At 46.4% G+C, this 15,069-nt stretch carries 14 protein-coding genes; 6 read left to right on the plus strand and 8 right to left on the minus strand.

The window, feature by feature from the left end:
- Window positions 1-80: 80 nt before the first annotated feature.
- From treR to gmhB, 3 genes are all read right to left on the minus strand, one after another.
- Window positions 81-1,028 (minus strand): trehalose operon repressor TreR, encoded by a 948-nt coding sequence (gene treR / locus ViNHUV68_RS10925; protein WP_038176204.1) that lies wholly within the window; start codon window positions 1,026-1,028, stop codon window positions 81-83.
- Window positions 1,029-1,094: 66 nt separating this feature from the next.
- Window positions 1,095-1,439 carry an MliC family protein gene (locus ViNHUV68_RS10930; protein ID WP_038176203.1) on the minus strand — a complete coding sequence of 115 codons (345 nt, stop codon included), beginning with the start codon at window positions 1,437-1,439 and terminating at the stop codon, window positions 1,095-1,097.
- Between the two features lie 48 nt (window positions 1,440-1,487).
- On the minus strand, window positions 1,488-2,039 hold the full coding sequence (gene gmhB / locus ViNHUV68_RS10935; protein WP_038176202.1) for a D-glycero-beta-D-manno-heptose 1,7-bisphosphate 7-phosphatase: 552 nt from the start codon (window positions 2,037-2,039) through the stop codon (window positions 1,488-1,490).
- Between the two features lie 264 nt (window positions 2,040-2,303).
- Between gmhB and metN the strand changes: the two genes are divergently transcribed.
- Genes metN through metQ form a run of 3 tightly spaced genes read left to right on the plus strand, consistent with a single transcriptional unit; the run spans window position 2,304 to window position 4,866 of the window.
- Complete coding sequence (gene metN / locus ViNHUV68_RS10940; protein WP_038176200.1) at window positions 2,304-3,338, plus strand: methionine ABC transporter ATP-binding protein MetN; 1,035 nt, start codon at window positions 2,304-2,306, stop codon at window positions 3,336-3,338.
- Window positions 3,328-4,005 carry a methionine ABC transporter permease gene (locus ViNHUV68_RS10945; RefSeq protein WP_038176198.1) on the plus strand — a complete coding sequence of 226 codons (678 nt, stop codon included), beginning with the start codon at window positions 3,328-3,330 and terminating at the stop codon, window positions 4,003-4,005. The genes metN and ViNHUV68_RS10945 overlap by 11 nt, the downstream gene beginning before the upstream one ends.
- Before the next feature lie 51 nt (window positions 4,006-4,056).
- Window positions 4,057-4,866, plus strand: a complete 810-nt coding sequence (gene metQ, locus ViNHUV68_RS10950; RefSeq protein ID WP_038176196.1) for a methionine ABC transporter substrate-binding lipoprotein MetQ — start codon at window positions 4,057-4,059, stop codon at window positions 4,864-4,866.
- Window positions 4,867-4,906: 40 nt separating this feature from the next.
- Here metQ and ViNHUV68_RS10955 read toward each other — a convergent pair whose 3' ends face one another.
- The 3 genes from ViNHUV68_RS10955 to ykgO all read right to left on the minus strand — a co-directional run bounded on the left by ViNHUV68_RS10955 (window position 4,907) and on the right by ykgO (window position 7,978).
- Entirely contained in the window at window positions 4,907-5,623 is a 717-nt protein-coding gene (locus ViNHUV68_RS10955) for a transporter substrate-binding domain-containing protein (RefSeq protein WP_391088105.1), read from the minus strand.
- Between the two features lie 265 nt (window positions 5,624-5,888).
- The gene (locus ViNHUV68_RS10960; protein WP_391088107.1) at window positions 5,889-7,475 is read right to left on the minus strand and encodes an AbgT family transporter; all 1,587 of its coding nucleotides are present in this window, start codon (window positions 7,473-7,475) and stop codon (window positions 5,889-5,891) included.
- Window positions 7,476-7,852: 377 nt separating this feature from the next.
- A complete protein-coding gene (gene ykgO / locus ViNHUV68_RS10965) occupies window positions 7,853-7,978 on the minus strand; it encodes a type B 50S ribosomal protein L36 (protein ID WP_391088110.1) in 126 nt (41 codons plus the stop codon).
- Between the two features lie 214 nt (window positions 7,979-8,192).
- Between ykgO and tsaA the strand changes: the two genes are divergently transcribed.
- Window positions 8,193-8,888 carry a tRNA (N6-threonylcarbamoyladenosine(37)-N6)-methyltransferase TrmO gene (gene tsaA, locus ViNHUV68_RS10970; RefSeq protein ID WP_391088113.1) on the plus strand — a complete coding sequence of 232 codons (696 nt, stop codon included), beginning with the start codon at window positions 8,193-8,195 and terminating at the stop codon, window positions 8,886-8,888.
- A gap of 93 nt (window positions 8,889-8,981) precedes the next feature.
- Window positions 8,982-10,697, plus strand: coding sequence for a proline--tRNA ligase (locus tag ViNHUV68_RS10975; RefSeq protein WP_038173990.1), 1,716 nt, complete (start codon window positions 8,982-8,984; stop codon window positions 10,695-10,697).
- Between the two features lie 99 nt (window positions 10,698-10,796).
- On the opposite strand, the gene ViNHUV68_RS10980 is transcribed toward ViNHUV68_RS10975, so the two are convergent.
- Both ViNHUV68_RS10980 and lpcA read right to left on the minus strand, forming a co-directional pair.
- On the minus strand, window positions 10,797-11,642 hold the full coding sequence (locus ViNHUV68_RS10980) for a class II glutamine amidotransferase (RefSeq protein WP_391088117.1): 846 nt from the start codon (window positions 11,640-11,642) through the stop codon (window positions 10,797-10,799).
- A 73-nt stretch (window positions 11,643-11,715) separates the two neighbouring features.
- Window positions 11,716-12,294, minus strand: a complete 579-nt coding sequence (lpcA, locus tag ViNHUV68_RS10985; RefSeq protein ID WP_038173992.1) for a D-sedoheptulose 7-phosphate isomerase — start codon at window positions 12,292-12,294, stop codon at window positions 11,716-11,718.
- 306 nt (window positions 12,295-12,600) lie between these two features.
- Between lpcA and fadE the strand changes: the two genes are divergently transcribed.
- Window positions 12,601-15,054 (plus strand): acyl-CoA dehydrogenase FadE, encoded by a 2,454-nt coding sequence (fadE, locus tag ViNHUV68_RS10990; protein ID WP_391088120.1) that lies wholly within the window; start codon window positions 12,601-12,603, stop codon window positions 15,052-15,054.
- Window positions 15,055-15,069: the final 15 nt, after the last annotated feature.

The raw sequence follows: 15,069 nt of genomic DNA on the forward strand, positions 1-15,069 counted from the left end.
ATCTAAAGATAAAAATGGGAACAATCCCATTAATTGAATGCGATCACAGTATAATTTTAAATCAGTCTGAAAATAATGACTTAGAACTCAATTGGCTGCTGAGTAATGTGCGTGGCGCCTGGTTCACCATTGATATGTGAAATAAGAAGGTTAGCAGAACGTTCACCGGCTTGAGAGTAGCCAGGGTCAATGCTGTAAATATTGGGAAAGAGAAAAGAGAGCAACTCATTACCACCAACGCCCGTGACAGCAACATCTTCACGCTCGAGTTCTTGCAAGCGTTTAATCACACCAAGCGCTAACGTATCACTGGCACAAACTATCGCCTGTGTTTGGTCGGTTAAGACTTGATCCACCAACTGGTAGCCACTCTCGCGGTTTAAGTGCCCGGTTTGATAACAAGGTGTTATTTGCTGTTGCTGACACCAGTCTAAATACGCGTTAAGACGCAGCAAGCCGGTGGTTTTATCGCTCGGGTCAACACCGATAAAGGCGATGTTGTCGATGCTCTGCGCCTTGAGGTGTTCCAATGCACACACGATGACACCACGATTATCGTAGTTAATTGATGACACGACATCGGTATCCATTGCAATGACCACTGACCGCCCTTGCCAGCTTGCGAGTGTCGTGACATCGAGATCGTTAAAACCGAAAATGATCACACCATCAACGTTACGTTTTTTCAATACGTCAAGGTGCTCATTGGTTTTCACGCGATCAAACTGACTCTCCATAATCACCACATCGTAACTGGCGGCGTATAAGGTCGCCAGCATGCTGCTGACCGCTTTGTTTTCTGAAGGGGAATCAAGACGAGAGATAATCACCCCCACCACTTTTTGACTGCCGCCGCGCATCGCTTGAGCTGATTTCGAGGGTACATAACCAGACTCTCGGATCACATGCTCCACTTTCGCCCGTGTTTCAGGTTTGACTTTAGGATCATTGGTCAACACTCGGGAAACGGTTGACTTACCGACCCCAGATAACTTGGCAATATCAAGAATGGTTAGTTTTTTACTCATAACTCTCTGATTCTGTTATCGAACACTCACGGCTAACGCGGCCCCACCGCCGCAATAGTAAAGTAATTATTGCGTAAGGCAATCACTGTAAACCATTCGGCCAATCTCCAAACGGGCTTGATTGCCTTTAGCATGTAGCGTGATCGGATTCGGCGCTTGATTGGTCATGTCATCAAGCGTGTACTTAACCCCAGATCCTGAAGGAACTTGAATTAAGCGATAATCACCATCAACTAGCCTTAGCAACGCAGCTGGCGTATTGGGCATATAGGCAACTTGAAAGGCGTACTGTGACTCACAGTGATAACGGGTAAAGTCACCCTGAAATGTGCTTTCTCTGACAACGCGATCGCTCACGCAGCCAACGATCAATGCAGCTAGCACAGTGCTTATTAATAAACGTATAGTCATGATGACCTCCAGACAAAATAAAAGCCGCCCAGAGCGACTTTTGATTGATTATTTTGTTAGATAAGCAGGGACATCTTTAATGCTGTCTAGCACCACCGAGGCTATGGCCTGGCCTTTTTCGGTGATCGGCTTACCCGTTCGCACTAAAATTTTGCAGCCGACACCCGCCGCTTCCGCAGCCATCAAGTCTTCGGCTTTATCACCAACCATGACCGAGTTAGCCATGTCGATATGCAAAAAGTCACGCGCAGAAATAAACATACCCGGCTTAGGTTTACGACAATCACACTCTTGCTTATATTTACCTAAACCTTGTTCTGGATGGTGCGGGCAATAGTAGATACCATCAAATTCAACGCCGTTGTCGACAAAGTTCCAATCCATCCATTGAGTCAGCGAGAGAAAACGGTCTTCACTGAATTTACCACGTGCAATACCAGATTGGTTGGTCACTAGAACAAGTTGATAGCCCATCTGTTTCAGCTGTTTAGCCGCTTCAAATACCCCTTCGATGAATTCAAACTCGTGCTCGTCATGCACGTAGCCGTGATCGACGTTGATTACGCCATCGCGGTCTAGAAAGACTGCTGGTTTCGCCAAAATATGTTTCTCATTTTGCTTGCTTTAGTATCCAGATTATACCTGAGTCACCTTTTTATGCCATCTCGATGGATTGTGCAATTACCTCTTATGTCATTCACCACTAACTCATTCCGATTGGTTTTAGCGAAAGATACGTTTAGACGTCTAGACGTAAAAATATCTATTGACACTAAACACTCAAACCCATAGCATTCTCTGGTAAATGAGATGTAGCTCAAAATAATCGTCTACTGCTCATCCAAACTGATAACGGGTTTCTCAATGATTGAAATTAATCAAGTAAATAAGGTTTTCTATCAAGGCAGTAAGGAAATACATGCCTTGAAAGCGATCAACCTAAATGTCCCTCAGGGAACAATCTTTGGTGTTATTGGCTCATCTGGAGCAGGGAAAAGTACTTTAATTCGATGTGTTAACATGCTGGAAGCTCCAAGCTCAGGCTCAATCGTTGTTGATGGGGTTGACCTAACCAAGCTAAGCAAACCACAGCTGTGCGAAGCACGTCGTAACATCGGTATGATCTTTCAGCATTTTAATTTGCTCTCTTCACGTACCGTGTTCGAAAACACTGCGCTACCACTAGAATTAGCAGGAAAAGATCAGGCGCACATCAAAAACAAGGTCACGGGCCTGTTAAAGTTAGTCGGTCTGGCCGATAAGCATGAAAGCTACCCGGCCAATTTGAGTGGCGGCCAAAAGCAGCGTGTCGCGATTGCCCGTGCTTTGGCATCCGACCCGAAAGTTCTGCTATGTGATGAAGCCACCAGCGCGCTTGATCCTGCAACCACCCAATCAATATTGGAGCTGCTTAAAGAGATCAACCGTAAACTCAACATCACCATACTATTGATCACCCATGAAATGGACGTGGTCAAAAGCATCTGTCATCAAGTTGCGATCATTGGCGATGGTGAGTTGGTTGAGAAAGGCACGGTCGGCGAAATTTTTGCCCACCCAAAAACGGAACTGGCGCATCAGTTTATCCGCTCAACTTTAGACTTGTCGATTCCAGAAGATTATCAAGCACGTTTGCAACCAACACGTGTCGAGAATAGCTACCCATTAGTGCGTTTAGAGTTTACCGGAGCAACCGTTGATGCACCATTGATGAGCCAAATTGCCCGTAAATTCAACATCGATGTTTCGATTTTGAGTTCAGACCTTGACTACGCTGGCGGCGTTAAATTCGGCATGATGGTCGCAGAGCTATTTGGTAATGAACAAGATGACAACGCAGCGATAGCTTTCCTGCGTGACCATAACGTAAAAGTAGAGGTGCTGGGTTATGTCCTTTAACGAAATTTCACAGTGGCTGAGCTTAAACAGCAAACTTCTCCTAGGCGCAACTTGGGAAACACTCTACATGGTCGCCGTGGCCGGTATTGTTGGCTTTGCTGTCGGTATCCCTCTTGGCGTGATCTTGCATACCAGTAAAAAAGGCGGATTGCTTGAGAACACCAAACTCAATCGCATCCTGGGCGCTATCGTCAATATCGGTCGTTCGGTTCCTTTTTTAGTGTTGATGGTGGCGATTATTCCTGTGACCAAACTATTGGTCGGCACTTTTATTGGTACGACCGCTGCAATTGTGCCACTGACGATTGGCGCGATTCCATTTGTTGCCCGTCTGATTGAAGGCGCACTATTAGAAGTACCAACTGGTTTGGTTGAAGCCGCGCAATCAATGGGAGCCACGCCAATGCAGATCATCTCTAAGGTGCTGCTGCCAGAGGCAATGCCAACTATCGTAAACTCGGTAACCATCACGCTAGTAACGCTAGTCAGCTACTCTGCCATGGCCGGTACTGTCGGTGGTGGTGGCCTAGGTGACGTTGCAATTCGTTATGGTTTCCATCGCTACGATGTGGTGATCATGGCCGTGACGGTAGTAATGCTCATCGTGCTGGTACAAATTATTCAATCTATTGGTGATGCGATTGTCCGTCGTGTCGACCACCGTTAATCAATAATAAGTTCTACAATACTTCACAGATTTATTCATAAGGAGATAGTGATGAAATTCAGTCTTAAAGGTCTTTTGGCTATCGCAGCAGCAGCGTCTGCACTGATTCTAACTGGTTGTGGCGAAAAGCAAGCTGATACCAGCAAAATCAAAGTTGGCGTAATGGCTGGTGCGGAAGCTCAGGTTGCGGAAGTCGCAGCAAAAGTGGCTAAGGAAAAGTATGGCTTGGATGTCGAGCTGGTCACTTTTACTGACTACGTTACACCAAACGCCGCGCTTGATGATGGCTCAATCGACATCAACGCATTCCAACACAAGCCATACCTAGATCAGCAAGTGACTGACCGTGATTACAAACTGACTATCGCAGGCAACACTTTTGTTTACCCTATTGCCGGTTATTCAAAGCAAGTAACGTCGGTTGATGAGATCCAAGATGGCGCGCGTATTGCGGTTCCTAACGATCCAACTAACCTAGGTCGTTCACTACTATTACTTGAGCAGCAAGGTCTGTTGAAACTACGTGAAGACATTGGCCTACTTGCGACGGTACGTGATATTGCAGAAAACCCTAAGAACATCACCATTGTTGAACTTGACGCTGCTCAGCTTCCACGTTCACTCGACGACGTAGCGCTGTCTGTGATCAACACCACTTACGCAAGCTCTATCAACCTAACACCACAAAAAGACGGCATTTTCGTTGAAGATAAAGAGTCGCCATACGTAAACCTGATTGTTGCGCGTGAAGACAATGTCCAAGCTGAAAACGTACAGAACTTCGTTAAAGCTTACCAAACTGACGAAGTGTATGCTGCGGCATCAGACATCTTCCAAGGTGGGGTTGTTAAAGGCTGGTAATTCCTACCTCTAACTTTTTCTTTCAAGGCTGACGTTTTCGTCAGCCTTTTTTATTGCTCGCCGGCTGCTGACGCAATGATTCAAAGTAGTTGTCGATTAAGGCTTCATATCGACCATCTTGCTTCATCTGACGCAGAACCTGATCAAATTGGTCTCTGAGCTTTTGTTGCTGGCGGCGTTTAGAAAACGCAATATAGCTTGACGTTGCTTCAATCGGAGGAGACAACACTTTAAGCACTTTCTCTAAATGTTCAGTTACCATAATACTACGCGCGCCAAAATCATTATTGACCCATAAATCAGCCCGACCAGCTCGTACTAAGTGCGCGCACTCTTCGGCCCCATTACGCTTAAACACCTGCCTAAACGACTCATCCATTAATAGCTTGTCAAAACGCACGCCATAGCTGACTTGATTGACCACACAAATGGCCAACATTGAGACATCGCTGGTAATAAAGTCATCGCTATATATTTCAGCGTCAGCCCGAGCAACCAAACTGATATTCTGGGTAAACAGAACCTGCTGGCTATAATCAGCGAAACGCTCTCGAGTGGGGTTTTTGAACACCGTGAAAATGGCATCCGCTCGTCCATACTCAATCGAGTTAAGCGCTCTCGCCCATGGCATCACCTCAATAGTAATAGGCTGCTCAAGCTCGGCAAATATCGCCTCAACCAATTCGACAGCCACGCCACGCAATTGGTCTTCGCGGTGTTCAATGTAAGGTGGGTAATCAAGGGTTACGAGCTGCACCGAAACCTTCGCGAAAAGTGGCGCAGACAAGAGTAAACAGCAGAAAATGACCAAATGGTATCGTCGCATAACCGCGTTATCTTAAAGTAAGGACTGAGTGAGTCTGTACAGGCATTATTGGCATTGTTATTAACCTCACAATCTTAGGACTCTACCAATAAGTAAAGTTCACCAATAAGGATTGTCAAACAGATAGCCGCCATTCGAGCGCAATAAAAAAACCGGAGCAAAGGCTCCGGTTCGATTAACAAAAGTAACAGACTGACTAAGGTGTGTAGTAGGTAGCCGCACCAGGACCAACTGGCAGACCAAACACAAATACCCATAGATAGAACAGCACACTCCAACCGACGAGGAAGCACAGCGAGTAAGGTAGCATGGTCGCGATTAGTGTACCGATCCCTAGGTTCTTCATGTAGCGCGTGGCAACGGCTAGAATCAGACCAAAGTAGCTCATCATCGGAGTGATAATGTTGGTCGTTGAATCACCGATACGGTAAGCCGCCTGAATCGTTTCTGGCGCGTAACCCACCAGCATCAACATCGGCACGAAAATAGGCGCAGTTACTGCCCACTGAGCCGACGCAGAGCCGATCATCAAGTTGATGAAGCCACACATCAGGATGAAGGCGAAGAACAACATAGGTCCGGTTAAGCCAATACTTTGCAGGAAGTCAGCGCCAGCAACGGCAAACACTTGACCAAAGTTGGTCCACTTAAAGAAAGCAACGAATTGCGCCGCAAAGAACACCAATACGATGTACATACCCATTGACGACATAGACTTAGCCATAGCATCAATAACATCGCGGTCTGTCTTCATCGTGCCAACCACTTTGCCGTAGACAAAACCAGGAATCGCAAAGAAGACGAAAATGAACGCCACGATACTCTTAAGGAATGGAGAGCCTGCAACCGTACCTGCGTCAGAACGTAAAATTCCGTCAGCAGGAACAATCGTCCACGCCAGTAGCGCAGAAACAACCACGATCGCAATGCCCGCCAGTTTTAGACCTTTTTTCTCAACTCCAGACAGTTTGCCCATCTTATCTTGAGACAGATCTTCCGCCGCATCTTCATCGTTGTACTTGCCAAGTTTTGGCTCAACAATTTTCTCTGTGACGAACGCGCCCATCCCTGCAATAAAGAAGGTTGAGACGAACATGAAGTACCAGTTAACTTCAGGACCGACCGTGTAAGACGGATCAATCATCTGCGCTGCCGTTTCAGTAATACCTGACAGAAGCGGATCAACAGTACCGATCAGTAGATTTGCAGAGTAACCGCCAGATACGCCAGCAAACGCGGCAGCGAGACCAGCAAGTGGGTGACGGCCTAAAGAGTGGAATAGCATCGCTGCCAGTGGGATAAGAACCACGTAGCCAAGCTCTGATGCTGTATTAGAAATGATACCTGCAAAAACGACGGTCACTGTAACCATGCGCTTAGATGCGCCCATCACCATGCCACGCATGGCTGCCGACAATAGACCTGAGTGTTCTGCAATCGCCACACCAAGCATCGCGACCAGTACAGTACCTAGTGGTGCAAAACCAACAAAGTTTTTCACCAAGTTAGTCACGATCAACGCTAAGCCGTCTGCATTCAGTAAGCTAACGACATGAATCATACCATCGGCAGCGCGACCCTTGGCACCCTCTGGGCGAGGATCCATAACCGAGACTTCAAAGTAACCGGCAATCCCGGAAAACACCAGAATAGCAAGGCAGAAGATGGCAAAAAGAGTAATTGGGTGGGGTAAAAGATTCCCCAAATATTCGACAGTGTCCAAAAAGCGCGTGAACCATGGCTTTTGGGGAGTGTTTTGTTTAATTGAAGCAGATGAACTCATCTGTTCCCTCCTTGTAGTTTTCCCTGAGCAAATGTGACACAAATGTTCCAAATGCGGGCGGAAGGTTACTCGACAAAACGCTCAACTAGAAATCTAAAATGTTACAAACTGTGTAACAAATCATGCTTTTTAACGTCATTTGTACATTTTATTAGCAAATAATACTAACTTAAACTCAATTACCAGCATTATGATTCACGACAAACCATCAATGCTGCTTATATCGAACGCACTAAGCCGTTGATCCATAATATCGCGACAACAGCCATTTACTTGGCAAAGGATTGATTTACCCCGCCTCGCTTATCGAACAAAACAGCATCAAGTTTTGGTCCTATAGAAAAGATAATTAACAATTATATTACAGCCCAAGTCGGTTATTTTTGAACCGCCTTAAATCTTGGGTTCGCTTTGCATATCACGTATAAACGGCCTTTTCTTTTGACTATTTGACAATCTGGATGGCGACGCTTAGCACTTTTTAGCGACTTAACGACTTTCATAACCTTTCCTCTTGATTCTTTTATCCAACCGATTCACCGTCATTGTGCTTGAAGCCCAATGACTTTCTCTATGCAATGACTCAGTTCAATATTGATGCCACTGCAGGAATAAATGTTATGTTATAACATTTCATTTAGCAATCATTATCAAAGAGAAACGAAAGTGATTTTATGATATTTTCTCCACCACCATTTTTTGCATAAAGTAGCCACCATGTACTCGGTCGAACCTATCGGCATTATTGAAAGCCCATATAAAGAGAAATTCGCAGTTCCTCGCCAACCAAAATTGGTCACTGCGGCGACCTCAAGGGTACGCTTGCTAGGAGCAGCAAACTGTCTTGAGTCAGTTCGAGGAATCGAGCAATTTAGCCATATCTGGCTACTGTTTATGTTTGACCAAAATTTGCAAGCAGGATGGAAACCAACGGTGCGCCCTCCGCGTCTTGGGGGTAACGAACGCGTTGGTGTGTTTGCTTCCCGTGCGACATTTAGGCCCAATGGCATCGGTATGTCTGCCATTCCATTGCACGGAGTGACTCAGCAAGCAGAGCAAATCTATCTCGATTTAGGCAACGTTGATCTTGTCGATGGTACGCCGATTATTGATATCAAACCTTATATTCCCTACAGCGATAACATCAGCAATGCCTGTGGCGGTTATGCCGAACAAGAGCCCGAGACGCTAACGGTTGAGTTTTCAACTCAAGCCAAAATGACACTGGCAAAACGGCGCGATCAAGCAATGGAAACTCAAGTCATCGCCCAAGTACTGGCGCAAGACCCACGTCCTGCCTATAAGAAAGGTAAGCCAGATGATAAGCAATACGCGGTAAATTTGTTCGATTTGAACATAAGATTCAGCGTAAGCGATAACTTAGTAATGGTTACTGCAATTGAACGCTTTTGACAAAGCCAATAGGCTGATATTATAAACGGCTTAACTTTATTCCCCTTTCAATAAGGGAATGTCTGTCAAACATTAATAAACGGATACCATAGAATGCGTACCAGTAAATATCTTCTTTCTACTTTGAAGGAGACTCCAAACGACGCAGAAGTAGTGAGCCACCAGCTCATGCTACGTGCAGGTATGATCCGTAAGCTGGCTTCAGGTCTCTATACTTGGCTGCCTACCGGTCTACGTGTGCTGCGTAAAGTCGAAAACATCGTTCGTCAAGAAATCAATAATGCCGATGCTGTTGAAACCTTGATGCCCGTTGTACAACCGTTTGAACTATGGGAAGAGACAGGCCGCAGTGAAAAGATGGGCCCTGAGCTACTTCGCTTTACTGACCGCCATATGCGTCCGTTTGTTCTTAGCCCGACAGCTGAAGAAGTGATCACTAGCCTAGTGCGTAATGAAGTCAGTTCATACAAACAGTTGCCACTAAACCTGTACCAAATTCAGACTAAGTTCCGTGATGAACGCCGCCCACGTTTTGGCGTAATGCGTTCGCGTGAATTCTCGATGATGGATGCCTACAGCTTCGACATTGATAAAGCAGGTCTGCAAAAATCTTACGACGCAATGCACGATGCCTACTGCCGAGCATTTGATCGCATGGGCCTAGATTACCGTCCTGTACTGGCCGACAGTGGTGCAATTGGTGGTAGTGGCTCGCAAGAGTTTCACGTGCTTGCAGAAAGCGGTGAAGACTTGATTGCCTTCTCAACAGAGTCGGATTATGCCGCGAACATTGAAAAAGCAGAAGCGCTAGCACCTGCTGGCGAACGTGCACAGCCAACTCAAGCAATGACGCTGGTTGATACGCCAAATGCGAAAACCATCGCAGAACTTGTCGAACAGTTCGATCTACCTATCGAGAAAACCGTTAAGACACTGTTTGTTAAAGCCTCTGACGAGATTGAAGCACCAATTATCGCGCTTATTATTCGTGGCGATCATGAACTCAACGAAGTCAAAGCTGAAAACTTAAAACAAGTTGCAGCGCCACTTGAAATGGCTTCAGAGCAAGAAATTCGTGCGCTTATCGGTGCAGGTCCTGGCTCTCTTGGCCCAGTGGGTCTTAAACTGCCCTTTATCGTTGATCGCACCGTGGCAGCAATGAGTGACTTCGGCGCGGGTGCCAATATCGACGACAAACACTACTTCGGTATTAACTGGGGCCGTGATGTTGAACTGAGCCAAATTGAAGACTTACGTAACGTAGTCGAAGGTGATCTTAGCCCATGTGGTCAAGGTACGATTCAACTTAAGCGTGGTATCGAAGTCGGTCACATTTTCCAGCTAGGTAACACTTACTCTGAAAAAATGAACTGTGGCGTGCTTGGCCCTGACGGTAAGAACGCCATTCTTGAGATGGGTTGTTACGGTATTGGTATTACCCGTGTAGTTGCCGCAGCTATCGAGCAGAACCACGACAAATACGGCATCATCTGGCCTGACGCACTAGCACCATTCCAAGTTGCGATTGTACCGATGAACATGCACAAATCAGAAGAAGTGCAGCAAGCCGCAAGCAAGCTGTACGACGAACTGACGGCCATGGGGATTGAGGTCCTATTTGATGATCGTAAAGAACGCCCTGGTGTGATGTTCTCTGATATGGAGCTGCTGGGTGTACCACACACTGTCATTATCGGCGACCGTAGCATGAAAGAAGGCAACTTCGAGTACAAGAACCGTCGCAATGGCGAGAAATCTGCCGTCCCAATGACGGATATTGTTGAGCATATTAAAGCTCAGCTTGCTTAATTAATTAGGCACGCCAATAAACAAAAAAAGGCTGATGTATAAACATCGGCCTTTTTTGTGGGTAACGGTCAGGTAGAAACGATCGATACTGAAGCGGTTCTACTCGAGCGGCTGAGTCGGAGCCTGACTGGTCACCTTCTTCGGCGCAAAAGCAACATCGGTCAGTTCATCAGCATTGCCATCAACAATCTCACCAAAGTGGAATATCCCGAACTCACCGGGCTTCATTCGGTGCCACGCTTCATTGTCGGTCAGTGGTTGCGTGGCAATTACCGACACGATGTCATTAGGTGTGGTCTCTTCCTGAAAATTAATCTCTACGTCTTCGTCAATCAACGACGCTTTACCAAACGGCGCACGACGCGTGATCCAATACAGGTGATTGGTGCAAAAGGTCATCACATATTCACCATCGGAAAGAAGCATATTAAACACCCCTTTCTGCTTGAGAATGTCACAACATTGAGCAATAAAACGAAACACGCCGAGCATGTCTTGCGGCGGCTCTGGGTAACGATCTTCCATCTGTTTCAATAACCAGCAAAATGCCAATTCACTGTCAGTTTGGCCAACCGGACGATGACGTCCCGTCACTAAATCAGCATAATCGCTAAGCTGGCCATTATGAGCGAAAGTCCAATAACGTCCCCATAACTCACGGGTAAATGGATGAGTATTTTCTAGATTGACCGCCCCACGATTGGCTTGCCGAATGTGGCTGAGCACTGCGCGGCTTTTGATCGGATAGTTTTGCACCAACTCAGCAATTTTAGAGTCGCAACCCGGCTTTGGGTCTTTAAAATTACGAAAGCCTTTGCCTTCATAAAAAGTAATCCCCCAACCGTCTCGGTGCGGTCCGGTATTACCCCCTCGCTGCATCAACCCAGTAAAACTAAAACAGATATCCGTTGGTACATTGGCACTCATTCCGAGCAATTCACACATGGTTTACGACTCTCCTATGCAAACCACAGTATCGACATCGTTGCCGATACTGTTTAAACCAATATTGTCGTGCTTATTTTTCCATCTCTTTTTCAATTAACTGAATGATGATATGGATGATCTTAATGTGGATCTCTTGAATACGGTCGGCATAACCAAAGTGCGGTACACGGATTTCGATATCCGCAAGACCTGCCATTTTGCCACCATCTTTACCTGTTAAAGCAATGGTCTTCATGCCTTTTGCTTGCGCCGCTTCAATCGCTTTTAGAATATTGCCCGAGTTACCTGACGTCGACAGCCCAAATAACACATCGCCTTTCGATCCAACCGCTTCAACATAACGCGAAAATACGTGCTCGTAACCAAAGTCGTTACTCACACAAGACAGATGGCTTGGATCAGAGATAGCAATACCAGGCAAGCCAGGTCGATTTTCACGATAACGTCCAGTTAACTCTTCAGCAAAATGCATCGAATCACAGTGAGAACCACCGTTACCACAAGAAAGCACTTTGCCGCCTTGCTTAAACGAATCGGCAAGCATTTTTGCCGCCGCTTCGATCTGAGCGATATTGTGGTCATCACTCAAAAACTTATTCAGTACATCCGCCGCTTCCGTCAATTCACTTTTAATTAAATCCTGGTACATAGGTTTATCTCTAATCGTTGTCATAGATGATTCTGCAATAAATACAGAAAGCGTTACTAACAGAGTTTACCCAAACATTTGTCACTGTCGATAGTGAGTTGAGAACAATTCCACTTTTGTCGTCACTCTTCGCTCATAAAACTGGCACCAGTTGGCATTTTTAGACTAACCACTCTACTTAGATCACTTTTTAAGCAATTATCCATTTTACATTTCATTAATATTTTGATTACACTTGACTGGTTAGACCTCTTACTACTCATCGACGTAAAACAAACCAATAATCGTCGTAAAAGGAAAACATATATGGACATCTTGCTCTCTATACTTGGCTTTATCGTGGTGCTCGCCACCTGCCTCTACCACCGTAGCTCACTATTGACTTCGATTGCTGCACTGACCATCACTATGGTGGTGCTTTCAGTGTTTGGCCGTGTCGGTTCACTAAGCTGGTTACTCTATATCGCCGCCATCGCAGTTTTAGCCGTGCCATCAATAAGACAATCGCTGATCAGTAAAAAAGCGCTATTGTTGTTCAAAAAAGTGCTGCCAGCGATGTCGAAAACCGAGAAAGAAGCACTCGATGCCGGCACGGTTTGGTGGGAAGCAGAACTATTCAAAGGCAAACCTGACTGGAAAAAACTCCATCAGATTCAAGACCCTAAGTTAAGCGCTGAAGAACAAGCGTTTCTCGATGGTCCGGTCAACCAAGTGTGTGCCATGGTGAATGACTATCAAGTGACTCATGAATTGGCCGATCTGCCACCCCATGTTTGGCAATACCTAAAAGATAACAAGTTCTTTGCCATGATCATCAAGAAGAAATATGGCGGCTTGGAATTTTCTGCTTACGCACAATCGTTAGTCTTGCAAAAACTGACCGGTGTATCGGGTGTCCTGTCATCCACCGTTGGCGTACCGAATTCTCTCGGTCCTGGTGAGCTATTGCAGCACTACGGAACCACTGATCAAAAAGATTACTACTTACCTCGCCTAGCTCAAGGCAAAGAAATTCCATGTTTTGCTCTCACTAGCCCAGAAGCAGGTTCAGATGCAGGATCAATCCCTGATTTCGGTGTGGTGTGTAAGGGCGAATGGCAAGGCAAAGAGGTGCTTGGTATGCGCCTAACCTGGAATAAACGCTACATTACTCTGGCACCTGTCGCGACAGTACTTGGTCTGGCGTTCAAGCTGCGTGACCCAGATGGCCTACTGGGTGACAATACTGACCTTGGGATTACTTGTGCACTGATTCCAACGGACCTTGAAGGAGTCGAGATTGGCAACCGTCACTTCCCGCTTAACGTGCCGTTCCAAAATGGCCCAACGCGTGCCGAAGACCTTTTTGTACCACTTGATTTCATCATCGGCGGACCTAAGATGGCTGGTCAAGGCTGGCGTATGTTGGTTGAGTGTCTGTCGGTAGGTCGTGGCATTACCTTGCCATCCAACTCAACCGGCGGCATTAAAACGGCGGCGTTGGCGACTGGCGCTTATGCCCGAATCCGTCGTCAATTTAAACAACCGATTGGCCACATGGAAGGCGTTGAAGAGCCGTTAGCACGCTTAGGTGGTAACGCCTATGTGATGGATGCCGCCAGTGCACTCACGGTTGCAGGTATCGATTTAGGTGAAAAGCCATCGGTGATCTCGGCCATCGTTAAGTACCACTGTACTCACCGCGGTCAACAAAGCATCATCGATGCGATGGATATCGTCGGCGGTAAAGGGATCTGTTTGGGCCCGTCAAACTTCCTCGCCCGAGGTTATCAAGGCGCGCCTATTGCTGTCACTGTTGAAGGGGCAAACATCCTCACCCGCTCGATGATCATCTTTGGCCAAGGTGCTATTCGTTGTCATCCTTATGTGCTTGACGAAATGAACGCCGCTTACTCGCAAAGTTCTGACGCTTTAGATAAATTTGATGCGGCGCTCGCCGGTCACGTGAGCTTTACGCTAAGTAACCTAGTACGCAGTTTCTGGTTAGGTATTACCGATGGCCGCTTATCTGCCGCGCCAACCAATGATGCCACTAAGCGCTACTATCAACAGCTAAACCGCTACAGTGCTAATATTGCGTTTTTGTCGGATATTGCAATGGCAGTCTTAGGTGGGTCACTGAAACGCAAAGAGCGCTTGTCTGCGCGCTTAGGCGATATCCTAAGTCAGCTTTACCTCAGCTCAGCAACGCTTAAACGCTTTGAGTCAGAAGGTCGTCAGCAAGAAGATTTACCATTGGTACACTGGGGCCTTCAAGACAGCTTGCAACAAGCTGAGCATGCCATTGATGAGTTCTTAGCTAACTTCCCCAACAAACTGCTGGGCAAAGCTCTGCGTCTGGTGATCATGCCGTTTGGCCGCATACGCACGGCACCGAGTGACAAACTCGATAGCAAGGTTGCTCAAATCCTGCAAACACCAAGTGAGACACGTTCACGCATCGGCCGCAATCAATACCTTGAAGCCAGTGAATTCAATCCTGCGGGTAAAATCGAGCACGCGCTTGGGGTTATTTTGCAAGCGGAACCACTGTTCGATAAGGTATGTAAAGAAACTGGCCAACGACGTCCATTCTTGCGCTTAGATGAAGTCGCTGATCTGGGGCTAGAGAAAGATATCTTAGATAAAGCGCAAGCCGAATTACTTAAGCAAGCAGAACAGCAGCGTCTGTATGTGATTAATGTTGATGACTTTAGTCCTGAGGACCTCGCCGCAAAGCCAATGCCGGTGCATGCACCCAACATGGTTGAAGTTGCGTAAGCTGGAATAAAACAA

Source organism: Vibrio sp. NH-UV-68 (genome assembly GCF_042940635.1).
Taxonomy (GTDB): Bacteria; Pseudomonadota; Gammaproteobacteria; order Enterobacterales; family Vibrionaceae; genus Vibrio; species Vibrio pacinii.